This window comes from Scytonema hofmannii PCC 7110 (assembly GCF_000346485.2).
In the GTDB taxonomy this organism is placed as follows: domain Bacteria; phylum Cyanobacteriota; class Cyanobacteriia; order Cyanobacteriales; family Nostocaceae; genus Scytonema; species Scytonema hofmannii.
In genome coordinates, this window is the sequence record NZ_KQ976354.1 from 771,520 (window position 1) to 794,881 (window position 23,362).

20 protein-coding genes are annotated in these 23,362 nt (G+C 43.0%); 9 read left to right on the forward strand and 11 right to left on the reverse strand.

Features of this window, described 5'->3' with window-relative positions:
* Positions 1-36 precede the first annotated feature (36 nt).
* Positions 37-825, reverse strand: a complete 789-nt coding sequence (locus WA1_RS03305; protein WP_017741500.1) for a pseudouridine synthase — start codon at positions 823-825, stop codon at positions 37-39.
* Between the two features lie 142 nt (positions 826-967).
* Here WA1_RS03305 and WA1_RS03310 point away from each other — a divergent pair, with 142 nt between their 5' ends.
* Positions 968-1,684: an LmeA family phospholipid-binding protein gene (locus WA1_RS03310; protein ID WP_017741501.1), complete on the forward strand. Its 717-nt coding sequence runs from the start codon at positions 968-970 to the stop codon at positions 1,682-1,684.
* Between the two features lie 111 nt (positions 1,685-1,795).
* On the opposite strand, the gene WA1_RS03315 is transcribed toward WA1_RS03310, so the two are convergent.
* Positions 1,796-2,692: a phosphatidate cytidylyltransferase gene (locus WA1_RS03315; RefSeq protein ID WP_017741502.1), complete on the reverse strand. Its 897-nt coding sequence runs from the start codon at positions 2,690-2,692 to the stop codon at positions 1,796-1,798.
* An 86-nt stretch (positions 2,693-2,778) separates the two neighbouring features.
* Positions 2,779-3,381 (reverse strand): precorrin-6Y C5,15-methyltransferase subunit CbiT, encoded by a 603-nt coding sequence (gene cbiT / locus WA1_RS03320; RefSeq protein ID WP_017741503.1) that lies wholly within the window; start codon positions 3,379-3,381, stop codon positions 2,779-2,781.
* An 86-nt stretch (positions 3,382-3,467) separates the two neighbouring features.
* Between cbiT and WA1_RS03325 the strand changes: the two genes are divergently transcribed.
* The 4 genes from WA1_RS03325 (at position 3,468) to WA1_RS03340 (ending at position 9,562) form a co-directional block, all read left to right on the forward strand.
* On the forward strand, positions 3,468-4,991 hold the full coding sequence (locus WA1_RS03325; RefSeq protein ID WP_017741504.1) for a serine/threonine protein kinase: 1,524 nt from the start codon (positions 3,468-3,470) through the stop codon (positions 4,989-4,991).
* Position 4,992: 1 nt separating this feature from the next.
* Positions 4,993-7,200 (forward strand): ATP-binding protein, encoded by a 2,208-nt coding sequence (locus WA1_RS03330; protein WP_017741505.1) that lies wholly within the window; start codon positions 4,993-4,995, stop codon positions 7,198-7,200.
* Positions 7,201-7,240: 40 nt separating this feature from the next.
* Positions 7,241-7,684, forward strand: a complete 444-nt coding sequence (locus tag WA1_RS03335) for a response regulator (protein WP_017741506.1) — start codon at positions 7,241-7,243, stop codon at positions 7,682-7,684.
* A gap of 138 nt (positions 7,685-7,822) precedes the next feature.
* Positions 7,823-9,562 (forward strand): hybrid sensor histidine kinase/response regulator, encoded by a 1,740-nt coding sequence (locus WA1_RS03340; RefSeq protein ID WP_017741507.1) that lies wholly within the window; start codon positions 7,823-7,825, stop codon positions 9,560-9,562.
* A gap of 46 nt (positions 9,563-9,608) precedes the next feature.
* Here the strand turns inward: WA1_RS03340 and WA1_RS03345 are convergent, their stop codons facing one another.
* From WA1_RS03345 to rimI, 3 genes are all read right to left on the reverse strand, one after another.
* Positions 9,609-10,265 (reverse strand): LabA-like NYN domain-containing protein, encoded by a 657-nt coding sequence (locus WA1_RS03345; RefSeq protein WP_017741508.1) that lies wholly within the window; start codon positions 10,263-10,265, stop codon positions 9,609-9,611.
* Between the two features lie 446 nt (positions 10,266-10,711).
* On the reverse strand, positions 10,712-13,183 hold the full coding sequence (locus tag WA1_RS03350) for an ATP-dependent Clp protease ATP-binding subunit (protein WP_017741509.1): 2,472 nt from the start codon (positions 13,181-13,183) through the stop codon (positions 10,712-10,714).
* Between the two features lie 486 nt (positions 13,184-13,669).
* Positions 13,670-14,197: a ribosomal protein S18-alanine N-acetyltransferase gene (gene rimI, locus WA1_RS03355; RefSeq protein ID WP_017741510.1), complete on the reverse strand. Its 528-nt coding sequence runs from the start codon at positions 14,195-14,197 to the stop codon at positions 13,670-13,672.
* Between the two features lie 99 nt (positions 14,198-14,296).
* Here rimI and lysA point away from each other — a divergent pair, with 99 nt between their 5' ends.
* The 3 genes from lysA (at position 14,297) to uppS (ending at position 17,640) form a co-directional block, all read left to right on the forward strand.
* Positions 14,297-15,802: a diaminopimelate decarboxylase gene (gene lysA / locus WA1_RS03360; protein ID WP_017741511.1), complete on the forward strand. Its 1,506-nt coding sequence runs from the start codon at positions 14,297-14,299 to the stop codon at positions 15,800-15,802.
* Positions 15,803-15,961: 159 nt separating this feature from the next.
* Positions 15,962-16,894 (forward strand): diadenylate cyclase CdaA, encoded by a 933-nt coding sequence (gene cdaA / locus WA1_RS03365; RefSeq protein ID WP_017741512.1) that lies wholly within the window; start codon positions 15,962-15,964, stop codon positions 16,892-16,894.
* Positions 16,891-17,640, forward strand: coding sequence for a polyprenyl diphosphate synthase (gene uppS / locus WA1_RS03370; protein ID WP_017741513.1), 750 nt, complete (start codon positions 16,891-16,893; stop codon positions 17,638-17,640). The genes cdaA and uppS overlap by 4 nt, the downstream gene beginning before the upstream one ends.
* Positions 17,641-17,719: 79 nt before the next feature.
* Here the strand turns inward: uppS and WA1_RS03375 are convergent, their stop codons facing one another.
* The 5 genes from WA1_RS03375 to dnaK form a co-directional block, all read right to left on the reverse strand.
* On the reverse strand, positions 17,720-17,992 hold the full coding sequence (locus WA1_RS03375; protein ID WP_017741514.1) for a DUF3143 domain-containing protein: 273 nt from the start codon (positions 17,990-17,992) through the stop codon (positions 17,720-17,722).
* A 68-nt stretch (positions 17,993-18,060) separates the two neighbouring features.
* Positions 18,061-18,498 carry a J domain-containing protein gene (locus WA1_RS03380; RefSeq protein WP_033334744.1) on the reverse strand — a complete coding sequence of 146 codons (438 nt, stop codon included), beginning with the start codon at positions 18,496-18,498 and terminating at the stop codon, positions 18,061-18,063.
* Between the two features lie 176 nt (positions 18,499-18,674).
* On the reverse strand, positions 18,675-18,878 hold the full coding sequence (locus tag WA1_RS03385) for a hypothetical protein (protein WP_017741516.1): 204 nt from the start codon (positions 18,876-18,878) through the stop codon (positions 18,675-18,677).
* Between the two features lie 89 nt (positions 18,879-18,967).
* Positions 18,968-19,957: a DnaJ C-terminal domain-containing protein gene (locus WA1_RS03390; protein ID WP_017741517.1), complete on the reverse strand. Its 990-nt coding sequence runs from the start codon at positions 19,955-19,957 to the stop codon at positions 18,968-18,970.
* A 200-nt stretch (positions 19,958-20,157) separates the two neighbouring features.
* Complete coding sequence (gene dnaK, locus WA1_RS03395) at positions 20,158-22,281, reverse strand: molecular chaperone DnaK (RefSeq protein WP_017741518.1); 2,124 nt, start codon at positions 22,279-22,281, stop codon at positions 20,158-20,160.
* A gap of 119 nt (positions 22,282-22,400) precedes the next feature.
* Between dnaK and WA1_RS03400 the strand changes: the two genes are divergently transcribed.
* Positions 22,401-23,246 (forward strand): M28 family peptidase, encoded by an 846-nt coding sequence (locus tag WA1_RS03400; RefSeq protein WP_017741519.1) that lies wholly within the window; start codon positions 22,401-22,403, stop codon positions 23,244-23,246.
* The last annotated feature ends 116 nt before the right edge of the window (positions 23,247-23,362 follow it).

Here is a 23,362-nt window from a genome sequence, read left to right on the forward strand (position 1 = left end):
CTCCTTACCCCACTGAATCATTAAATAGGTATCTTCCTAAAACTTTGATTGACGGCGATCGTCACTCAAATCTTTTACTTGTGCTACTGCTTTTTTTAAAAAGCGGATTTCAACATCTTCTAGGTAACGATACTCACCCACACCAAGTAAACCAAGTCCTGGTGCTTGCAATTGAATCGAACCTATGGCTGTGCGATGCAGTCGGATAACCGGGTGTCCCAACTGTTGGGCTACGCGGCGAATCTGACGGTTTCTCCCCTCCTTTAACACAATTTCTAACCAGGTAGAGTATGCAAGATTTTCTATCACTTTGACTTGTGCTGGTCGTGTTTTTCTTCCTTCTAACAGCACACCCCGATGCCACATTTTTAACACTTCTTGCGGAGGATGTCCTTCCACTAAAACACGGTAAGTTTTAGGAACATTGTGGCGTGGGTGAGTTAGCCCAAATGTTAAGTCTCCATCGTTTGTGAGTATTAATGCTCCTGTTGTGTCGGTATCTAGGCGACCAACCGGATGAATACCTTTACCGGATCTTAATTCTTTGGGTAGTAAATCTAGCACTGTCCGTCTTCTCTGGGGGTCGTCGCAAGTAGAAACCACACCAAGTGGTTTGTGCAACAACAGATACACCAATGCTGGACGTTCTAACACAGACACTAGCTCACCATCAACAGTGATAATATCCTTTTCTGGATCGGCTTTTTGACCCAAATGTGCTAACTCACCGTTGATCCGCACTCGTGACTGCTCGATCATCTCTTCAGCTTCACGGCGGGAGGCTATACCCCATTGAGCCAGAATCTTTTGTAACCGTGACTCCATGTGGAAATTACGTATGGTTCATCTAGTTCCTATAAATAAATAATATATTTGCATTTTGTGGTGACCTGCCATAGGTGTTAAAGTTAAGACTTGTTTCAACGCTGGTTTTTTTCGTCAAAATATCCATAAGTAAAACGGTTAGATGCAACAAGACAGTTTACAAACTCGAAATCCAATTCATATCCGCATAGTTACTAACGTGCTTTCAACCGCGCTCAAGCTTTGGTTGAAAGCACAAGTGAGCCAAGTTGCTCAACTTGAAGTAGAAATTAAAGCCAGCGATCGCCAACTCCTTTCCGGACGCATCCCTTTTGTATCTATTTTTGCCCGTCATGCTGTTTACCAAGGTCTCCATCTTACAAAAATTCAGATAGTCGCAGAAAATATTCGCGTCAACATTGGTTCAGTACTCAAGGGACAACCTCTGAAACTGTTAGACACAGTACCAGTGGTAGGCGAGCTGATCCAGACAGAAGAAGACTTGAATGCTTCTCTTTCGTCTACTCTATTATTGAGTGCTTTAAATGATGCTCTGGTTCAACTATTACCAGAACACAAGGGAAAATCCAAGTCAGTGATTTGGCAAAAAATTAACCTGGATAACAGTAAGCTGGTGCTTTCTGCTACCTTAAAGGAAGAAAATCAACCCACTCACTTAGATATGAGTATGGGTTTGGAATTACTAAGTTCCCACGAGTTGCAGTTGAAACACATTCAAGTTCAAAGTAATACAGCATACTCACTTGAGGGGATCGTTCCTGAACTATATTTCGATCTGGGATCGGATGTTGACATCCAAGAATTAACTGCGATCCCAGGTAAGCTAGTGTGTCGCGGACGAATTAACGTCAATCCATAATAATTAGAAATTCAAAATTAAAGAAGGTAATTTATTATTTTTAATTATATATCCTTCGAGAGATTGGAGATAGGTCTGCTAGATCCCCGACTTCTTTGAGAAGTCGGGGATCTACTTCCCAATCCCCAGATTGAGTAATGGCAACAGAAGTGTTACGAAATAATACACTAAAGGAGCCGTAAAAATATAACTATCGGTACGATCTAAAATACCTCCATGACCGGGGATCAACTGCCCAGAATCTTTAACTCCAGCATCGCGCTTCAGCATAGATTCAGTCAGATCCCCTAATAGACCCGCAATTCCAATTAACAAACCTATGGCTACACCTGTAAAAGGAAATTTCGTCCACTTCAGGTAGTAAGACCCTATAAGGGCAATGACAACGCTAGCAAACACACCAAACACTGCACCTTCAACAGTTTTTCTGGGGCTGATGTCAGATAAAGGAGTTTTTCCAAAAAATTTACCTACAACATAAGCACCAATGTCAGACGCCCAAATACACAAAAAAGTGAGTAATGTTGCTGTCAAACCTTGCGGAAGTAAGCTTAAATCTCCTTGATGCACAATATCTAATAATTTAGATAAGTAATCACTTATAGGTAGATGGGCAATGCCTGTATTGTCAAGCGCTCGCAAACGCACCCAGTAACTCGGTAAATAACCAGTATAAAATAATCCTAAAATCGAAGCCGCAATATCCGCAATTGTTGCCATTTTGGGCTGAAATAGCAAGTAAAAACATATAAAAGTTCCAGCTACGGGCATTACCGCGTCTGCTAAATTACCATCTAGAGTACAAATGACTAATAAGATTTGACTGACAACGATAGTCGTTTTGGCAGCAGGAGCCATACCTTTGGCTAGCACCAGATCGAAATATTCTCGTTGACCTAAAAAAATGATAATAGCAAACAAGATGGTGAAGTACCATCCACCTAAAATAGTGGCGCTCATCGCCAGGGCTATTGCAATAATTCCGCTAATAATACGAGACCAAGGCATAAAAGTATTTTTAATTTTGGATTTTGGATTTTGGATTTTGGATTGAATCTAAAATCCACGCATCTAAAATCCAAAATCGAAGAGTTCTAATCTAGTTTCTCACCACTGAGGATAAAAATGGGGTTGACAGCAGTAAAAGTCTGTGAAGAACCTTTTGTTTCCAATCGGGTGACAGCCGATTGAACAACTTCGACATTTCTCGCTTGCAATTGAGAAAGGCTTTGAGAAATAGAAAACAGGCTTTCTAAATTGGCAGCTGTGGCAACAACTCGACCTAATGGTAGCAAATATTGCCATGCTGTTTGCATGATTTCTTGGATGGGACGACCCCCCTCAATACATACGCGGTCAGGAGCAACATTGATATCGTGCAAGCACTCCGGAGCATTGCCTTCAATAACTTTGACATTCTTAACTTCAAAGCGATCGCAGTTGTATCGAATCAGATTGGCTACATCTTCATCTCGTTCTACAGCAATAATTTGCCCGTTAGGAGAGAGCAAACCTGCTTCTACTGGAATAGTACCTGTTCCCGCACCAATATCCCATAAAACTGTATCGGGTTTGAGTCGCAGTTGGGAAAGTAACAGCAGCCGAATTTCTCGCTTGCTTAAAGGAATTCCCGGCAAACGCTCAAACAATTCGTCTGGAATACCAGGAGTGATGTAAGGCCAAAGTTGGGAGGGCATCTCTCAAGTCAAAGTACAGCTATAGTAAGGATATCCTTATAAAATTAATACAAAAGATTTCCAGTTAAAACTATTAAGTCATCCTAATGAACGGTCAGGTATTGGGCGATCGATACGAAGTACAGCAGCTGATGGGTAAAAAAGCTGGGCGGCGAACGCTTTTGGCTCGCGATCTACTGACAGGAGAGTTGGTAGTCGTCAAACTGCTGTCTTTTAACAGTGACTTTGAATGGGACGATCTCAAGCTGTTTGAGCGGGAAGCTGAAACCCTAAAAACCTTATCACATCCCTTGATTCCTTGCTATCTAGATTATTTTGAGGTGGATTTATCTACCATCAAAGGGTTTGCTCTCGTCCAAACCTATATTCCGGCACAATCTTTAGAGAAGTACATCAAAGCTGGTCGTACTTTTACGGAAAACGAAGTTAAACAAATAGCAAAAGCTCTACTAGACATTCTTATTTATCTACACGATCGCAAGCCTCCTACTATTCATCGCGATATTAAGCCTAGTAACATTTTGTTGACAAATCGTTCGGGAAATAATGTAGGACAGTTATATGTAGTTGATTTTGGCTCAGTGCAAACAGCAGCAGTAGGAGAAGAGGGAACAAGAACTGTTGTAGGTACTTACGGCTATATGCCTCCAGAACAGTTTGGCGGACGCACGGTTCCTGCTTCTGACCTCTACAGTTTAGGTGCTACCTTAATTTACTTAGTCACAGGGTCTCATCCAGCAGATTTACCTCAAAAAGACTTGCGAATTCAATTTGAACAAGCAGCAACCCTCAGTCCAAGTTTAACAAAATGGTTGGCGTGGATGATTCAACCAAGTTTAGACAAACGTTTGAGTTCCGCACCAGAAGCACGGTTCGCTTTAGAACACCCACAGCTTTTACAACAGTCACAGCCAACAGAAATATCCTTTATAGAGTGGATTAAAGAGCATTGGTATTGGGATGGCAATAATTGGGTCAGCAAAACACAACAACAAGCAACAAAAACAGGTCAGATAAAGTTAAATAAAAGCGAACTGATTTGTCAAATTTCTCAACCAGCAAATAGCAAAATTAACTTAAACAAAGATGAGAATAGTTTAGAAATTCTCGTTCCCCCAACTGGTTTTCAGCCATCAATGATTTTCATGGCTTTGTTTGCGATCGCCTGGAATTCATTTATTCTTTTTTGGACAATTACTGCCCTCTTTCTTCCTTTCCCCATCAATATCCCTTCTGTGTTGTTCTCACTTCCTTTCTGGGGTGCTGGTTTGCAGATGATGTCTTCTATTTTATTTCCTTTATTTAGGCGCAGCCGACTCAAGTTAAACCGATTTGCCATCTGCTTTACGTGGGAATTATTGGGATTTAAATACAATCGCATCCCTCCTGCAGCAACAAGGGATATTACCAAGGTCGTTTATACTCCAAAAACCTATACCAACGACTTTCAAGGTAATAGAATAGAGATTCCACCAAAACTGACAATTTGGGCAGGAGTGCATGAGTATCAGCTTGGTGGCAGAAAAGGTCTGATTCACTCCGAACCTGAAATTGAATGGTTAGCTTATGAATTAAGTAATTGGTTGGGTTTGCCTCTGACTTGCGAATGAGATGACGAACTACGAACAACTTCATATCCCTGGCTCAATTCAACCTCATGGTGTTTTGCTGGCATTGAGTCCTCAGCTAGAAATTTTGCAAGTTAGCAATAATACCCAAAAACACTTAGGTAAAAAGCCAGAAGATTTACTCGGTCAACCCCTCAGCACTTTACTCAACGCAACACAACTTGAAGGTATCCAAACATTCTTGCAACAACAAGAAGGTACGATTAATTCCTTCAAACTGTCAATTTTCACCGATGCAGGAGAAAAGTACTTTGACGGCATTTTTAACTTTACGGAACAGATATGGATTCTTGAGCTAGAACCCATTGACTCTCTCACGCAAATGAGTTTTTTCAGCTTCCATGCTTTAACAAGTGGGGCGATCGCCAAAATGCAAAAAACATCAAACCTCAGAGATTTTGTGCAATTAGTAGCATCGGAAGTCCGAAAAATTACAGAGTTTGACCGAGTGATGGTCTATCAATTTGACTCATTGGGAGCGGGGATCGTCATTGCTGAAGATAAACGAGAGGATTTACCACCACTCCTTGGGCTGCATTATCCCGCAACAGATATTCCCAACGAAGCAAGGGCATTATACACGCGCTGTTTGCTCCGATTTATTCCCAATTTTCAGGCTCAACCTGTTGGTCTCATCCCAGTCTACAATCCCCAAACGCAACAGCCATTAGATTTAAGCTGCGCTTTACTGAGAAGCGTACATCCTTGTTGTATTGAATACCATCAAAATATGGGTGTAGCAGCCATGCTGGTTGTACCGCTGATTCGGGAACAAACACTTTGGGGGTTGATTTCCTGCCATCACCAAAGTGTCAAATTTTTGACTTGGGAAGTCAGGAAGATTTGTGAGTTTTTAGGACAAATTGTATCATCAGAGTTAGTCCACAAAGTGAGTCAGTCAGAATTTGACTATGAGGTAAAGCTTAAATCATTACAAACTGAATTTATAGAATCCATCTCCCAAGCAGATAATTTTAGAGAAGCACTTATTTCCCCCAAACCTCGCTTGCTAGATTTAGTTGATGCAAAAGGCTCTGCAGTTTGTCTGGATAATGACATCACTCTTGTGGGAACAACTCCAAGTCTTGAGGACGTTCGCACCCTCATTGAATGGGCAGATTCTCAAATTAGCGACAATTTGTTTTCCACCAATTCTTTACCACAGCTTTGTCCAGAGGCTCTTACCTTCAAGGATACTGCTAGTGGTTTGCTGCTCTTACGGATTTCCAAAGTGCGGCGCTATTACATCCTTTGGTTTCGTCCAGAGGTGATTCAAACAGTGACTTGGGCGGGTAATCCAAATGTATCAGTAAAGGTTGATGCCAATGGGGGCGTGACCCTTTCGCCTCGAAAATCTTTTGAAAAATGGCAGGAAACAGTTCGATTGACTTCCTTACCTTGGAAATCGTGCGAACTTGATAGCGCTCTTGCTTTAAGAAATGCGATAGTGGGGATCGTTATTTCCAAAGCAGATGAGTTAGCCAAAATCAACCATGAGTTGGAGCAAAGTAATCGAGAGCTTGCATCTTTTGCCTATGCTGCATCCCACGATTTAAAAGAACCTCTGCGGGGTATTTATAACTACTCAAATGTTTTACTGGAAGATTACGCTCACGTACTTGATGAGGATGGAATTGATTACTTACAAACAGTGGTCTTTTTATCCCAGAGGATGGAAACTCTGATTAATGCTTTGTTACGCCTCTCGGTGTTAGGTCAAGCAGAACTTCAGCGACAACCGACGAATCTCAACGAATTGCTTGAAGGAGCGATCGCTGTCTTTTACGCAAGCTATCCCCACGCTAACCTTGAGATTCTCATAAATAGAGATTTACCCACAATTGAATGCGATCCGGTTCTTGTCGGTGAAGTTTTTAGTAACTTAATCATCAATGCTTTCAAGTACAACAATAAAGCCGAAAAACAGGTTGAGATTGGTTTTTTGGAAGAAGCCCACTCCCCAATCTTCTTCATCCGAGATAATGGCATAGGCATTCCAGAACACCATTATCAAACTATCTTTCGTCTCTTCAAGCGTCTCCACTCGCAAGAAAAATATGGTGGGGGAACAGGTGCGGGTCTGGCTATTGCCAAGAAAATTGTTGAGCGTCACTGTGGTCAAATCTGGGTTGAGTCTACTTTAGGTGTTGGCTCAACGTTCTATTTGACTTTCGGATCGGTTAATATTTGATAAAAACCAATTATTTTATTACAAATTTTGAAAAAAACTAATGCCGGTAACAAAACTTAATGAACCTCTACTTGTTGTTGAGGACAGCAACGAGGACTTTAAGATGTTGCAACGCCTGATGCGGCGTTTTGCTGTTCAAAATCCAATTTATCGCTGTACAAATGGAGACGAGGTTTTAGACTTTCTCTATCAAGAAGGGGATTATCAAGATCCTGGTATAGCGCCACGACCTTCTGTTATCCTGCTAGATCTTAATTTACCAGGTATTGACGGTCGCGATCTTTTAGAACGGCTAAAGCAGGATAGCAGTTTGCGGGAAATTCCTGTCGTTGTTTTTACTACGTCTTCTAATCCTACGGATATTGAATTGTGCTACCAGAAGGGTGCAAATGGCTATTTGATTAAGCCAATGAATTTTCAAAATTTGCAAAAAACAATTCAAGCATTCGTAGATTATTGGCTTGAAGCGAATACGTCTCCTTGAGAAGAGGGAGTGGGGAACTCCCTACTCCCTATCAAAATTTAAGACTTTATTTAGAAATTTTTGAGGTTTTATCATGTATGGGTAATAGTCTGAGAGAATAAATGAAGGAGTGCTAAAAATCTGCTTCATTTGTGACTTATGCCAGACTCAAGGAAGCTACTCATCATTGATGATTGTGCAGAAGATCGGAGAATATACCGTCGATATCTTTTAAAAGACCCCCACCAGTCTTACGAAATTTTAGAGGCGGATTCTGCAAGGGATGGATTGGCTTTATCTCAGACGATGCTCTGTGATGTGATTTTGCTTGACTTTTGTTTGCCAGATCTGAGTGGGTTGGAAATATTAGATAAATTGAAGCAAGCGAAATTTGAGGTTGCTCCATCTGTGATCGTGTTGTCCGGACATGGCAATGAAGAAGTCGCAGCACAAGCGATACAAAAGGGTGCTCAAGATTACTTGGTCAAGCAACGTCTAAAACCGGATGCTCTACAATCAGCAGTCCGCAACGCAATCAAGCGATCGCACTCCCAATCTCTACTTAACAAAACACGAGAACGACAGCGTCTTGTAGCGACGACGGCTTTAAGAATTCGTCAATCTTTGAATTTAGAGCAAATTTTGACAACGACTGTGGCGGAGGTACAGCAGCTTTTGCAGTGCGATCGCGTCACAATTTATCAGTTTTTCCCACAGACAGATAGCAATGAAATTGAGAAATTCGTTGAGTTTTGTAAGCAAGAACTTTGCTTATGGCAAGGCATTGTTGAAAATAGGAACTTAGAATTTCAACAAGTTATATCTAAGGTTTGTGAAACAGGTTCAAGTATCAACTGTCGCCACCTGTTAAATTGCCAAACTCTTTGCTCACCTTCCAACAGTCACTCAAGTTATGAGGAGAAGTTACTTCAGCCCCAAAATCAAGAAACAGAAAATCGGGAAATTGTCGGTTTTCAAAATAGCAATAATGCTTCAAATTTGGTGATTCCTATAACTTTAAATTGCCATGAAGAACCAAGCTCAAAACTTTGGGGTGTGCTAGTTATCCATCAGTGTACTGGGAAAAGACAATGGCAATACTCAGAAGTATCTACCCTCAAGGAATTGTCTATACATTTAGCGCTGGCAATTCAGCAGGCTGAACAGCTATCTCAAACGGAAGCGGATCTTGTTAAAGAAAAGAAACTCAACGCTTTTAAGTCTCAAATCATCACAACCGTTTCTTACGAGTATCGAACACCTTTGGCTGCTATCTTGGCTGCAGCATCGACCCTAAAGCACTATAAGAATAGACTTGATGAATTGAAGCAACAAAAGTTTCTCCAAACTATTGAACAGAAAGCGCGTCACATGACACAGTTGGTTGATGACTTGTTTCTGTTTCAAAAATTTGAGTTAAGTCAGGCAAAGTTTAAGCCGCAACCAATAGATTTGGTTCGCTTTTTGTCCGATTTAATAGAAGAACACCGACATAAAGCAAGCGATCGCCATAAATTAGTTTTTCAAATGACTTGCGAACCCAAAGGATTTTGGGGTGATGGAGTACTCTTGCGGCAAATTTTTGCGAGCTTAGTGTCTAACGCAATTAAGTACTCTCCTGATGGAGGTCATATAGAAATTAGCCTCATTGACAGGGACGCGCAAGTTATTGTTTGCGTCAAAGATGAGGGAGTTGGGATACCAATAGAAGATAGAGAAAACTTATTTCAGCCTTTTTGTCGTGGCAGTAACGTTGATACAATCCCTGGAACGGGATTGGGATTGGCGATCGCTCTTGCGTGTGTAGAGTTACACGGCGGTCAAATTGTTTTGGAAAGTCAGTTAGGACAAGGAACTCGAGTTACTGTCACGTTGCCAAAGCTAGGGAGTAGGGAGTAGGGAGTAGGGAGTAGGGAGTAGGGAGTAGGGAGTAGGGGAAAACTACTTATCGGGTATTTTGAAATCTTGTTTTTTGAATGTCTTGTTTGACATCTTCCAAATCTGTGTAGCAATCTGCAACTCTAATTAGAGATTCGCTCGTCATAGAACTGAGACCGACAACTTCAACTTGAACACCTCGGTAAGCGACAGTATTAACTGCATAAGCCAGGTCTCCATCCCCACTTAAAAGAACTAAAGTGTCGCAATGTTTTGCCAAGGTTATCATATCGACAGCCATCTCCACATCCAAATTCGCCTTTTTAGCACCATTTGGAAGTTGAGTGAGTTCTTTTTTCACCACTCGGTAACCATTACGGCTCATCCACAGCAGAAACCCCTGCTGTTTTTCGTTAGTGTAATCAACACCCGTGTAGAAGTAAGCACGGAGTAATTGACGCCCCTTGATTAAAAAATGCAGGAGTTTGGTGTAATCAATTTCAAGATTGAGTTGCATGGCCGCGTAAAACAAATTTGCGCCATCTATAAAAATGGCGATGCGTTGGCTTTGCTCAAGTTCTGAGACATCGCCCCAACTGCAGGAGCGCGTACTTCTGACACCCGTTTCCTCAAACAAGGCGGGTTGTGGTGGATTTAATCGTTGCTTGGGTTCCAATTTTAAGCGTGGCTCTCGATCGTACTGCGAGCGTGGAATTATTTGCATTATATTACCACTCCAAGCGTGTTTCTCTGTATGTCAAACAAATTGGTAAAAATCCTTTACTTAAGATAGCGGAAGTTAAGAAATAGGAAATTTAAGATTTTCTTTATTTTTAACCCCGTTCTGACTACCTCTCTTTAAAAATTATAATAATATTTAAATAAATTAACATTACTTATTATTTTCGGAAAGACTTTAATAATGACTCCCTTGTTTAAGGGTTTAGTTTGCTAAGAAGCTATTGATTGTGGTACGGGCGTCCCCGCCCGCCTTCTCATTCAGTACGGGCGGGGACGCCCGTACCACAAAACGCCAAGACTTCTCCACAAGCTAAGACTATAAAAAAGTCCGCGCAGGCGGACTTTGTTTGTATAGCCCCAGAATTCTATTCTGAGGGCATATTTGATTTTTGATAAACACAACCTATTTTCAGATAAGTTGCTCTTCCCTTACGACTCAGCAACCGGGGTCAACAATTCCCGACGCTGTTCGCCTCTGACAGTCACATTGCCAGTGTCATCGACATCAACAATGGCTGTATCGCCTTCCTTGATGCGACCGGAGAGAATTTCTTCAGCAAGGCTGTCTTCCAACAAGCGCATAATAGCCCGCCGTAACGGTCTTGCACCGTAGCTGGGGCTGTAACCTTCTTGGATGAGACGGTCTTTGAATCCTTGAGTGACTTCCATAACGATGCCTTTTTCGGCTAGGCGACCAAAGACTTCCTTGAGCATGATGTCGGCGATTTGCGACACCTCTTCTTTGGACAGCTGGCGGAAGACAATAATTTCATCCAGACGGTTGAGGAATTCTGGACGGAAGTACTGTTTGAGTTCTTCGTTCACCAAGGACTTGATTCGGTTGTACTGTGCTTCAGATGCATCTTCAGCAACGTCGAAACCAAATCCGCTACCGCTCTTCTCAATCACCTTAGAACCAATGTTGGATGTTAGAATCAGCAAGGTGTTCTTGAAGTCTACGGTGCGACCCTTAGCATCAGTTAAGCGGCCATCTTCCAAAATTTGCAACAGCATATTGAAGACGTCGGGGTGCGCTTTTTCAATTTCGTCGAATAGCACAACTGTGTAGGGACGACGGCGCACGGCTTCTGTCAATTGACCGCCTTCGTTATAACCGACATATCCTGGAGGCGAACCAATCAGCTTGCTGACGGTGTGGCGTTCCATGTATTCGGACATATCCAAGCGGATCATTGCTTCTTCGGAACCGAAGAAGTAGGAAGCTAGGGATTTTGCCAATTCGGTTTTACCTACACCTGTTGGTCCGGAGAAGACAAAGCTGGCAATTGGTCGATTGGGGTTCTTCAAACCGACACGCGCGCGGCGAATAGCTCGTGAAACCGCTTTCACAGCATCTTCTTGTCCGATGAGGCGCTGGTGCAGAGTGTCTTCCATATGCAACAACTTCTCGGATTCGGATTCAGTGAGTTTGTTCACTGGAACTCCAGTCCAAGAAGCAACAATGTGGGCAATGTCCTCTTCTGTTACGACAGGTTCATCACCTTCAGTGCGGGTTGAATTCGTCTTGCTTTGAGCAATGGCGCGAATTTCGGCTTTGATTTCCATCTCCCGATCGCGCAATTCCCCTGCTCTGTCAAAGTCTTGAGCGCGGACTGCATCGTCTTTTTCTTTCAAAATCTGACGCAGTTCTCTGTCTAACTCCTTAGCTGCGGGTGGCAATTGGGAGTTGATCAAGCGTACCCGAGATCCAGCTTCGTCAACCAAGTCGATAGCTTTGTCTGGTAAGTAACGGTCACTAATATAGCGATCGGATAATTTCGCCGCCGCTACCAATGCTTCATCAGAGATTTTTAGTTTATGGTGCTGTTCATAGCGATCGCGCAGTCCATATAGAATTTCAATAGTTTCTTCTACTGACGGTTCACCTACCATCACTGGCTGGAAGCGACGTTCTAGGGCTGCATCACGCTCAATGTGTTTGCGATATTCATCTAGAGTTGTTGCGCCAATACACTGCAATTCACCTCGCGCCAAGGCTGGTTTGAGGATATTTGCTGCATCGATAGCGCCTTCTGCTGCACCTGCACCGATCAGAGTGTGTACCTCGTCTATGACAAGAACGACGTTACCCGCTTGACGAATTTCATCCATGATTTTCTTCAAGCGTTCTTCAAACTCACCTCGGTACTTAGTACCTGCGACGAGCAGACCGATATCCAGAGTGACAACGCGCTTATCTTCTAGAATGTCAGGGACATCCTTATTCGCAATGCGTTGTGCTAGACCTTCAGCAATGGCTGTTTTACCAACCCCTGGTTCCCCAATCAGCACTGGATTATTTTTTGTCCGGCGACCCAAAATTTGAATCACGCGTTCAATTTCTTTAGCCCGTCCCACAACTGGGTCAAGCTTTCCATCTGCTGCCATTTGGGTCAAGTTCGAGCCAAACTCATCCAAAGTCGGGGTTTTGTTACCGCGAGATGGACCCCCTGGGGTGACCTCAGCTGTTTCTCCCAGCATTCGGATCACTTGGGTTCTAACCTTAGATAGATCTACGCCTAGATTTTCTAGTACTCTGGCTGCTACACCTTCTCCTTCTCGGATTAAGCCCAACAGCAGATGCTCGGTACCAATGTAGTTATGCCCTAATTGGCGCGCTTCTTCCAAGGATAGCTCCAGAACTCGCTTTGCTCGTGGCGTGAACGGAATTTCCACCGCCACAAAGCCCGAACCCCGGCCTATGATCTTTTCTACTTCAATCCGAGCGTCTTTGAGATTGACGCCCATTGATTTCAGTACCTTAGCCGCCACGCCGGTACCTTCTCCAATTAGACCCAAGAGGATCTGCTCGGTACCCACGAAATTGTGCCCAAGGCGGCGAGCTTCTTCCTGGGCTAGCATGATAACCTTAATGGCTTTTTCTGTGAAGCGTTCAAACATATGGCCTTTATCCCATCACCTGCGTCGTGCCGGTAAGCTGATTTTAGCACAGGCAAAAGAATCGGATGCCTGTATAAAGGTGTAGACAACCGAATCTTTCTACCCAAGTTTTTTGGGCAATTGTTAAGTATTTATTACCGTTTATTTAGTTTTATTTACTTTGATGTTGTCTCTGTGCTGAGGAGTTTGTCTTTTTCATTGTTCTAAGGACTGACATCAAACAAAATCAATAACTTTGGATAGTTTTTTTAAGTCAATCCCAAAGAAAAATATTTATCATTTTTTAAGGACTCTGTCAAGCACGACTTGAACTTTCTCACAAATATTTATAAGCAAAACAATACAATAAAATCTTAAAGTTTTATTAAAGCTTGTCATAAGTTAGGGTTAAGGGTTAGGCAGTGACCAGTGACCAGTGACCAGTGACCAGTGACCAGTTACGGTTTCTCACGTGCGAACAACTCTTAACCTAGCAGTATTGACTCCCTACTCCCTACTCCCCACGCCCCACTCCCCAGATAAATGTTGTAAATTGCCCAACCAAAGAATCAAGGCATCCTCATTATTATCTTTGTAGTAACGCCGCCTGAGTCCAGCTGTTTGGAAGCCAAATTTTTGGTACAAAGCGATCGCGGCTGAGTTAGAAGCACGTACTTCTAGTGTTGCTCGCTCTAAACCGCGATCGCAAGCCAACCTAAGTAGAGAGTAAAGTAAAGTTTGTCCCAAACCCCGACGCTGGTACTGAGGATGTACTGCCAAGATCGTGATGTGCGCTTCATCTAAAATTGACCAAAAGCAACCCATTCCGAGTAATTTTACGACAGAGAGTGGAGAAAATAAACCGAGGAGTTCGCTGTTGGGGCTGTCTAACTCCCGTTGATACCCTTGGTGAGTCCACAAACCGCCGAAACAGGCTCTATCTAAATCTAGCATTGCACTGAGGTCTGTTGATGTTAGCGATCTAACTTCTAATTTTGATTCGTTCACAGGTAAAATAAATCTCGCATTATCCATATGCCAAAGCAAAAGGGCGTTCCTCCTACCTTTCTTGTAAACTAAGAAACGGAGTATTCACTCATGCCCGTAAATTAAATAAGGACAACTCTTATAGTTATGGTATCGACACAGTCTACTGGGGTTCAATATTCTGGTAGTAAATATTTACCACAAGCAAGTCGTGAAAGCACAGACATTTCACCAAACCAGGAACTTTTACCGCTGAGTGCTAGAATTAACAGTCGCGATTGCCTGGAAATAGGCGGTTGTGATGTTACTACCATTATTCAGCAGTTTGGTTCACCATTATATATTTTAGATGAAGAGACCTTACGCACCGCTTGTCGCCAATATCGCGACAGTTTTAAGCGGTACTATAAAGGTGAATCTCAAGTTATTTACGCATCAAAGGCGTGGAGTTGCATGTCTGTTTGTGCGATCGTTGCTTCAGAAGGTTTGGGAATAGATGTAGTCTCAGGGGGTGAACTCCATACCGCTTTGACTGCGGGTGTGAGTCCTGACAAAATATACTTCCATGGTAATAATAAATCTCGCGAAGAATTAATTTTTGCCATTAAGTCAAACTGCACCATTGTTGTAGATAACTGGTATGAATTGCAAACCCTTGTTGAGTTGGGATTTTCGACAGCCGATTCTGAATTGAAACCCACTGATGAACAATCCCCACTCGCCACTCGCCACTCGCCACTCGCCACTCCCCATTACCCCTTATCCCCAGAGGGGGCCCCACCTTCCCCAATTCCCATCATGCTTCGGCTGACACCGGGAATAGAATGCCACACTCACGAATACATTCGTACAGGACATTTGGATAGCAAATTTGGATTCGATCCGAATGAAATTGACGAGTTGTTTACCTTTGTCAGCCAACAATCAGGTTTAAACTGCGTGGGTTTACACGCTCACATTGGGTCTCAAATTTTTGAACGCCAACCCCATCAGGATCTAGCGGCTGTTATGGTGCAGTGGATAAGTAAAGCAGCCCGGTATGGTTTAGCCGTGAAAGAGTTAAATGTAGGCGGTGGTTTGGGAATTAAGTACATCGAATCAGACGATCCACCTAGCATTGAGGAGTGGGTTCAACCAATTTGCGAAGTCATTCAATCCGCTTGTGCTGTAGAAAACTTACCTTTGCCAAAGCTCATCTCCGAACCAGGGCGTTCTCTGATCGGTTCCTCATGTGTCACAGCTTACACCATCGGCTCATCTAAAGTTGTTCCTGAAGTCCGTAATTATGTATCCGTTGATGGGGGTATGTCTGATAATCCCCGTCCAATTACATACCAGTCCATCTACCGTGCAGTAGTTGCCAATCGGATGTCCAGTCCGCTTACAGAAATTGTGACAATTGCCGGAAAACACTGTGAATCTGGGGATATTGTAATAAAGGATGCCCATCTGCCAAAAAATCAATCAGGGGATATTCTCGTAGTAATGGCAACTGGTGCTTACAATTACAGTATGGCATCTAACTACAATCGCTTGCCTCGACCTGCAGCTGTTGTAGTAGCGAATGGCGAAGCAAATTTGATTTTGCGACGCGAAACTTATCAAGATTTAATTCGACAAGATTGCCTACCGGAAAGATTAAAAGAAGGATAAAAGATATCAGGATGAAGTATAAAGGAGCGAGGATGAAAGAAAGGATGAAGAATAAAGGAGCAAAATTTTATACCTTACACTTCATTATTCATACTTTAGCCGACCCACTGAATACTTCATCCGACCTACTGAATACTTGATACTTTCACGCCAGATATCATGGGAGATTGGTGGAAGCAATGGCTGACAGTTTTATGGTCACAGGCCTTGCTAGTTCAGACTCTGGATATTCTGTTAGTACTGGCGCTGACGTACATGATACTAGTTATTATTAGTGAGCGCCGGACACTGTGGATGGTGCGGGGATTCATCATTTTGATGTTGGCATCAGCCATCAGTGGCAGACTGGAGTTACATTTGTTGAATTTTGTATTAGAAAAGTTAGTGATTGGCTGTGCTGTCGCAATGGCGGTTGCTCTTCAGTCAGAGTTTCGCCGATTTTTAGAACAATTGGGAAGAGGCGAATTCAAGCAACTTTTCCAACCGTCCCGTCTGGCGGTTCCGAAGTCTGATAGTGTAATTGATGAAATTGTCGATGCTATTAAAGAGCTATCGAAAAACCGGATTGGAGCTTTGCTGATTTTGGAAACGACCGGTCCAATTGACGAACGGGATTTTTCTGTACCGGGAGTCAAGCTGAATGCGGAGGTTTCTAAAGAACTTATACAGACTATTTTTCAGCCAAAAACTCTCCTCCACGATGGGGCAACCTTAATTCGTGGTTCGCGGATTGTGTCATCAGGTATTATTCTACCTCTTTCAGGACGTACTGCCTCGCGCCAGTTGGGAACACGCCACCGTGCAGCGATGGGAATCACTGAACGGGTTGAAAATTGCATCTGTGTTGTCGTATCAGAAGAAACGGGTTCCATTTCTCTAGCAGAACGGGGAACTCTCAATAGACCTCTGACCATTACAAAGCTGAAAGAGTCCTTAGAGGATCAATTTTCTCCCACCGTGGATCGGGAAGCGGTTGCTCCTGGTTTGTTAAGTTTAGGTCGTCAAATAAGTCGTCAGATTCAAAGTAAAGCAATCTCACCCATTTTACGTTTACTGGGATTACCATCGACCGCTTCGCGAGATAAAAAATGACAGCACAACACACTGAACTGCGAAATTTGCCCCCTGATTTAAAACAAGAATTCTTACCCAAGCACGTTGCGGTGATTATGGATGGCAATGGTCGATGGGCTAAGCGTCAAGGTTTACCCCGTATTATGGGTCACAAGCGAGGAGTTGATGCTTTAAAAGATTTGCTTCGTTGCTGTAAAGACTGGGGAATTCAAGCGTTAACAGCTTATGCTTTTTCAACAGAAAATTGGGGAAGACCTAGCGAAGAAGTCGATTTCTTGATGACTCTATTTCAACGGGTTCTGCGCCAAGAACTGCGGGAAATGCTAGAGGAAAATGTTCAAATTAGATTCGTAGGCAATTTGGGTGTTTTACCAAAAGCTCTCCAAGAAGAAATTTCCCGTTCAATGGAACAAACAAAGGATAATTTCAGCATTAAATTTACTGTAGCGACAAATTATGGAGGGAGGCAAGAGATTATACAGGCGTGTCGTTCAATTGCTAATAAAGTACAGCAAGGTTTGCTGCAACCAGATGAAATTGATGAAGCTATATTTGAACACCATCTTTACACTACCGGAATTTGCGATCCCGATTTATTGATTCGTACCAGTGGAGAAATGCGGGTTTCCAATTTTCTTCTCTGGCAAATTGCTTATGCAGAAATTTATATAACAGAAACTCTTTGGCCTGATTTTAACCGCAATGAATTTCATCGCGCCCTTTGTGCCTATCAACAAAGGGAACGGAGGTTTGGGAAAATCTAAGAATTTTGGATTTTGGATTTGCGATTTTGGATTCAAAACAAAAATCAATCCAAAATCTAAAATCTAAAATCCAAAATCACTAAGGTCCAGAAAAAACTGCTCGTTCCACATCTTGTCGGCTGAGAGAATACTTGAATGCACGTTGGATGTCTTGCCCATCTTCTCCTGCTGCAATATACCGTACTATAATTTGTTCTATATCTAACCAGAGTTCGGCTTGCCAAGCTGATCGCTGCACGTGCCAGCAATGCAGTTGGGTTTCATCTTGCTGACAGCCTTGTTCTTTTAACCAATGCTCAATCTGAGGAAGAGGGTGATTGTATAAGGGAGTATTAGGAGTAGGAAAAGACATAGGTAAGGATGAATGATGAAGGATAAAGGATGAATGCTGAATGATGATTTTGTTTCATAATTCATAATTTAAAAAGCAGCTTCGCCACGGGTTAAGCCAATAGCAATTGCTAATAGCAAACAACCTATAAGTGTTAAACCCAGAATAAACAAAGCAAAAATTTCCCCTGCGGAGAGAGGGCGATCGCTTGCGTCTAGATAAGTGGATTTAGACCAGTCGTAAGACTTGGAGACAGGATGGTTTAAGTCAGTGGGCGCTTGAATCACCCCAAAGCGCAAGTACCCTATTTTGAGATCGTAACTAAACCGTCGTTCTGGATTGCTGAGGGTGGCGTAAGCCTCGTTAAGTTGCTGAAATTTAGCTGTCGCTAAAGCAGCAGGTAGACTTGTTGTATCTGGGTGGTAACACTTACTCAGTTCCCGGTAAGCGCGACGGATTTCAATCGCTGATGCCGAGGGATGCAGTCCTAACAGTGAGTAATATGTCGGCTTGCTGCTTTGTTGGATTACCCCGTTCTGATTCACGGCTCTTGAGTCTCATAGCATTCAATGCGTTTTTTTATTCTAAACCGACAAACCGATTTAGACCTAACGCTCAACATTCAGATTTCCAAAATTATAATTACTAGTTCACTGGTAAACATCGCGTCGATCACAAATTTGAAGAACTGTAACGGTATAATTCATAACCGATCTCGCTCAATTTCAGCAATTGCTTGCTCGAATGAGATCGCTTGGTCATTAGAAGCCTTAGCGGCATCATAAGCGCGAATGCATTCTAATTCTTCTAATTCTTCAAGCATTTGGTGATACTCTGTTACATCCAGAATAACTCCAATCCGATTACCGCTATCGTCTATTATGTATTTTTCTTTTAATTTGTTCATTTTCGGCAAATTATTAGTGTAAATACTCAATACTCAAGGCTCATTGTCACGAGTTTTGGAGTACGCATTTCCGCTTCTAGCCCTCTGGACTACTTTAGTAAATCGGCACGGGGTTTAAAATTTTCCAGTTGCCGTAACTTTTCGTAGAGTTCGCGTTCTTGCTGGGTGATATTTTTGGGAGCCACAATTTGAATTTCTACAAGTTGGTCGCCACGTTCGCCGTTTTCTTTAGGATATCCTTTTTGAGCAAGGCGAAAACGCTGACCCGATCGCACTCCTGAAGGAATCGACATTTTCACCAGTCCATCTAGAGTTGGTGCTTCTATCTGTCCTCCCAAAACTGCTTCGGTAGGGGTGACTGGTACTTGGCAGAGGATGTTTGATCCCTCTACCTTAAACAGGGTGTGGGGGTCAACCGTAATTTTTAAATATAAATCGCCTCCATTGATACCTTGATTTTTGAGGCGAATTGTTTGACCTGTAACCATACCTGATGGCATACTCACTTCTAGCGATCGCCCATCTTCCAAACGAATTCTCTCAGTTCCACCCCTGTAAGCTTTCTCTAATGGTAAGGTCAATCTTGCTTCTATATCTCGACGACTGGGGCGGGAGTTGACTGTAACGTATTCTTTTGTTCTTGGGCTGCGGAATGGATCGCTGTCAGTATTATTGGTAGAGGTGCCATTCCTGTCTCTGCGCGCCCCAACACCAATGACTTGATTAATAAAACTATCAAATTCAGAATAATTACCAAAGTCTACCTTTTCATTACTTGAGCGACCGTTAGAACGGGTATCGCTCCAACGCTTATCTTGTGGTGCTTGTTTATCAAAACCTTTTTGTTTCCAAAAGCGACTAAACTGGTCATATTGTGCTCGTTTTGTGGTATCTGAAAGAACTTCGTATGCCTCTCCAATGACCTTAAATTTTTCTTCTGCTGCTTTGTTTCCCGGATTCAGGTCTGGATGATACTGTCGCGCTAATCGTCGGTAATTCTTTTTAATTTCTTCATTTGAGGCATCTTTAGTGACTCCCAAAATCTCGTAGTAATCTCGAAAGTTCTGCAAATTCTGCATAATAATATTTTAATTTAGATTTTTAACGGTTATTCATTCACTATTGAACTACATACTTACCTAATACAAATTTCCTATAGTCAAATCCGCATATTGACTCAACTATAGGTTTTTCCTTCAAATTAAAGCTAACTAGTCAGGAGCGTCATTTGCACTGGTCACTGGTCACTGGTCACTGGTCACTGGTCACTGGTCACTGATTACAACCAATCGTCATCATCATCCCAGTTATCTTGGTAGCTAGGACGAGACTTGCGAGAAGAACCACTGTCATAGGAGGAACGACCACCTCTGTCGTAGGAAGCGCGATCGTAGTCCCTACCGCCATAGTCTTTATTACCATAGTCCCTACCGCCATAGTCTTTATTACCATAGTCCCTACTACCACCATAGTCCCTACCACCGGAGTCTCTGCCATAGTAATCGCGATCGCGATCCCGTTCTTTTTCTTTATCGCCAGTAAAGATTTCACGGATAGTACCAAACAAGTCATCCTCTTCATCTTCAGCGTAGTACTGGCGAACTTCGCGGTTTAGATCGTACAGAGCATCTTGTAAGTCAGCGTATGCTTGGTCAATACCTCGGTCATCATTTGCTTGTAAACTCTCCCGTAGTTCTCGGCAAATATTATCAATTCTTTGGCGACGGTTGCGGGCAAATTGCATACCAAAATCCAACGCCACTTCTCTGAGTTGTCGTTCCGCCTGTAATATTAAGGCTTCAGATCGAGTCCGCTTTTCTACCCGTTCTTTACGCTGTCTGTCAACTTCCGAATATTTCTCAGCATCCTGAATTGCCTTCCTAATTTCTCCCTCAGTTAGGGTAGAAGCACCTTGTATTGTGATACTTTGCTCTCGACCTGTAGTTCTATCCAGGGCTGTTACCTGTAAAATGCCGTTAGCATCTATATCAAAAGACACTTGAATTTGCGGAATTCCACGTGGTGCAGGTGGAATCCCATACAGCTTAAACCGTCCTAAAGACTTGTTATCAGATGCCATTTCTCGTTCGCCCTGAACGACATGAATTTCCACGCTGTTCTGGTTGTTGTCAGACGTTGAAAAAATGTCAGAGCGACGAACTGGTATAGTGGTGTTACGGGGAATCAGTTTTTTCATCACGCCACCGATGGTTTCCAAACCCAGAGACAGAGGAGTTACATCAAGTAGAAGAACATCCTTAAACTCACCTGCCAAAATACCTGCTTGTATTGCTGCACCTACAGCAACAACTTCATCAGGATTGACATTTTGGTTAGGTTCTTTCCCAATCATTGCTCGCACGAGTTGCTGCACCATTGGCATCCGGGTAGAACCACCTACCAGTACTACTTCATCAATATCTGCAGGTGTCAAACCAGCATCTTTCATCGCTCGTTTAACGGGGATACGCACCCGCCCTAACAAGTCATCGCACAAACCTTCAAATTCAGAACGGCTGAGACGGGTTTCTAAATGGACGGGGCCATCTTCAGTTGAAGCGATAAATGGTAAATTGATGTCTGTAACGCTCACTGCTGAAAGTTCTATTTTGGCTTTCTCAGATGCTTCTAGCAGACGCTGCAAAGATTGTCGTTCTCGTCTTAAATCAACCCCTTCGGTTTCCAAGAATTTTTCTGCCAACCAATCTACGATTCTCTTATCAAAATCATTGCCACCGAGTTGTGTATCTCCACTTGTGGATTTGACTTCAAATACCCCATCGCCTACATCCAGAATTGAGACGTCAAAAGTACCACCGCCCAAGTCAAAAACGAGTATGGTTTGGTTGTCGTTGCGATCCATTCCATAAGCTAGGGATGCAGCCGTTGGTTCATTGAGAATTCGCAGGACTTCTAATCCCGCTATCCTTCCTGCATCTCGTGTTGCTTGGCGTTGAGAATCATTAAAATAGGCAGGTACGGTAATCACTGCTCCCGTAACAGGTTCACCCAGGTATTTACTGGCATCTTCTGCCAGTTTCTTCAGCACCATTGCCGAAATTTCTTCTGGAGCATAGTCCTTGTTCATCCGGGGACAGGCAATCTTGATATTACCTAATTCGTCCTTGCGGATGGTGTAGGGAATGCGCTTTGATTCTGGGTTGAGTTCACCATACCTACGCCCAATGAAACGTTTGACGGCGAAAAAGGTATTTTGTGGGTTGAGGAGGGTTTGCCGTCGCGCCATTTGCCCGACAACTCTCTCGCCTTCTTTTGTGAAGCCAACGACGGAGGGGGTTGTTCGCATTCCTTCTGCATTGGCAATCACCACCGGCTTGCCACCCTCCATGACGGCAACTACTGAGTTGGTTGTACCCAAGTCAATGCCGACTACCTTGCCCATGCGTTCTTGTTCTCCTATAGTGTCTTATAAATTAATTTGTTTAGAACTAATGCTTGATTTATTGTATCTTGCAAGCTTTGAATTACACGGTCAAACAGTGTCTCATACTCGTTAAGAATGTGAATCTCAAGAATCAACTGGAAAACCACCTCACTTATATAGCCTGCGATCGCGATCCCTATCTGGCAAGTGCCGGACATTTCTTCGTCCAAGAATACATTTGTCAACAATTTGCTCTCTGGGGAAGTGTGGAAATCCACACCTTTAGAGTTGGGGTCAAAACCTGCAAAAATTTCATCTTAAATTTACCTGCTACTGATTCTGCTCAAGGAGATTTGCCACCCATTCTAATTGGTGCTCATTACGATGCAGTACCGGGAACTCCCGGAGCTGATGATAATGCTACAGGTGTCGCAGTGCTGTTAGAATTGGCGAGAATGTTTACAACTCAGCCAGTAAAGTATCCTTTGCGACTAGTAGCGTTTGATATGGAAGAGTACGGCTTGTTAGGTAGTGCTGATTATGCAGCCAAGCTCAAGCAAGAACAGCAACCGCTACGCCTCATGATTTCTCTAGAAATGTTAGGTTACTGCGATCCAACACCAGGTTCCCAAGCTTACCCACCTCCTTTGGAAAAATTTTACCCAAATCGTGGTGATTTTATTGCTCTCATTGGTAATTGGCGGACAATTCGCGACGTAATTTCTCTAAGCCGCAGTATTCGCAAAGTGGGTGTCTCCAGCCAGTGGCTACCAGTACCAAATAGAGGTTTAATCGTTCCCCAAACAAGACGAAGCGACCATGCACCTTTTTGGGATGCTGGTTACCCAGCAATTATGGTAACAGACACGGCATTTATGCGGAATCCTCACTATCACAAACCCAGTGATACTATTGCAACGTTGGATTTAGATTTTTTAACTGGGGTGTGTCAAGGTTTGGAAATAGGAATTCGGCGATTGTAAAAAGGGTCACTGGTCACTGGTCACTGGTCACTGGTCACTGGTCACTGGTCACTGGTCACTGGTCACTGGTCACTGGTCACTTATCACGATTAAGTCTTCAATATTCCTTTTCATGG

Coding starts and splice junctions, on each gene's coding strand:
- WA1_RS03305 (WP_017741500.1), bottom strand. CDS start 825: ATGGAGTCACGGTTACAAAAGATTCTGGCTCAATGGGGTATAGCCTCC.
- WA1_RS03310 (WP_017741501.1), top strand. CDS start 968: ATGCAACAAGACAGTTTACAAACTCGAAATCCAATTCATATCCGCATA.
- WA1_RS03315 (WP_017741502.1), bottom strand. CDS start 2,692: ATGCCTTGGTCTCGTATTATTAGCGGAATTATTGCAATAGCCCTGGCG.
- cbiT (WP_017741503.1), bottom strand. CDS start 3,381: ATGCCCTCCCAACTTTGGCCTTACATCACTCCTGGTATTCCAGACGAA.
- WA1_RS03325 (WP_017741504.1), top strand. CDS start 3,468: ATGAACGGTCAGGTATTGGGCGATCGATACGAAGTACAGCAGCTGATG.
- WA1_RS03330 (WP_017741505.1), top strand. CDS start 4,993: ATGACGAACTACGAACAACTTCATATCCCTGGCTCAATTCAACCTCAT.
- WA1_RS03335 (WP_017741506.1), top strand. CDS start 7,241: ATGCCGGTAACAAAACTTAATGAACCTCTACTTGTTGTTGAGGACAGC.
- WA1_RS03340 (WP_017741507.1), top strand. CDS start 7,823: ATGCCAGACTCAAGGAAGCTACTCATCATTGATGATTGTGCAGAAGAT.
- WA1_RS03345 (WP_017741508.1), bottom strand. CDS start 10,265: ATGCAAATAATTCCACGCTCGCAGTACGATCGAGAGCCACGCTTAAAA.
- WA1_RS03350 (WP_017741509.1), bottom strand. CDS start 13,183: ATGTTTGAACGCTTCACAGAAAAAGCCATTAAGGTTATCATGCTAGCC.
- rimI (WP_017741510.1), bottom strand. CDS start 14,197: ATGGATAATGCGAGATTTATTTTACCTGTGAACGAATCAAAATTAGAA.
- lysA (WP_017741511.1), top strand. CDS start 14,297: ATGGTATCGACACAGTCTACTGGGGTTCAATATTCTGGTAGTAAATAT.
- cdaA (WP_017741512.1), top strand. CDS start 15,962: ATGGGAGATTGGTGGAAGCAATGGCTGACAGTTTTATGGTCACAGGCC.
- uppS (WP_017741513.1), top strand. CDS start 16,891: ATGACAGCACAACACACTGAACTGCGAAATTTGCCCCCTGATTTAAAA.
- WA1_RS03375 (WP_017741514.1), bottom strand. CDS start 17,992: ATGTCTTTTCCTACTCCTAATACTCCCTTATACAATCACCCTCTTCCT.
- WA1_RS03385 (WP_017741516.1), bottom strand. CDS start 18,878: ATGAACAAATTAAAAGAAAAATACATAATAGACGATAGCGGTAATCGG.
- WA1_RS03390 (WP_017741517.1), bottom strand. CDS start 19,957: ATGCAGAATTTGCAGAACTTTCGAGATTACTACGAGATTTTGGGAGTC.
- dnaK (WP_017741518.1), bottom strand. CDS start 22,281: ATGGGCAAGGTAGTCGGCATTGACTTGGGTACAACCAACTCAGTAGTT.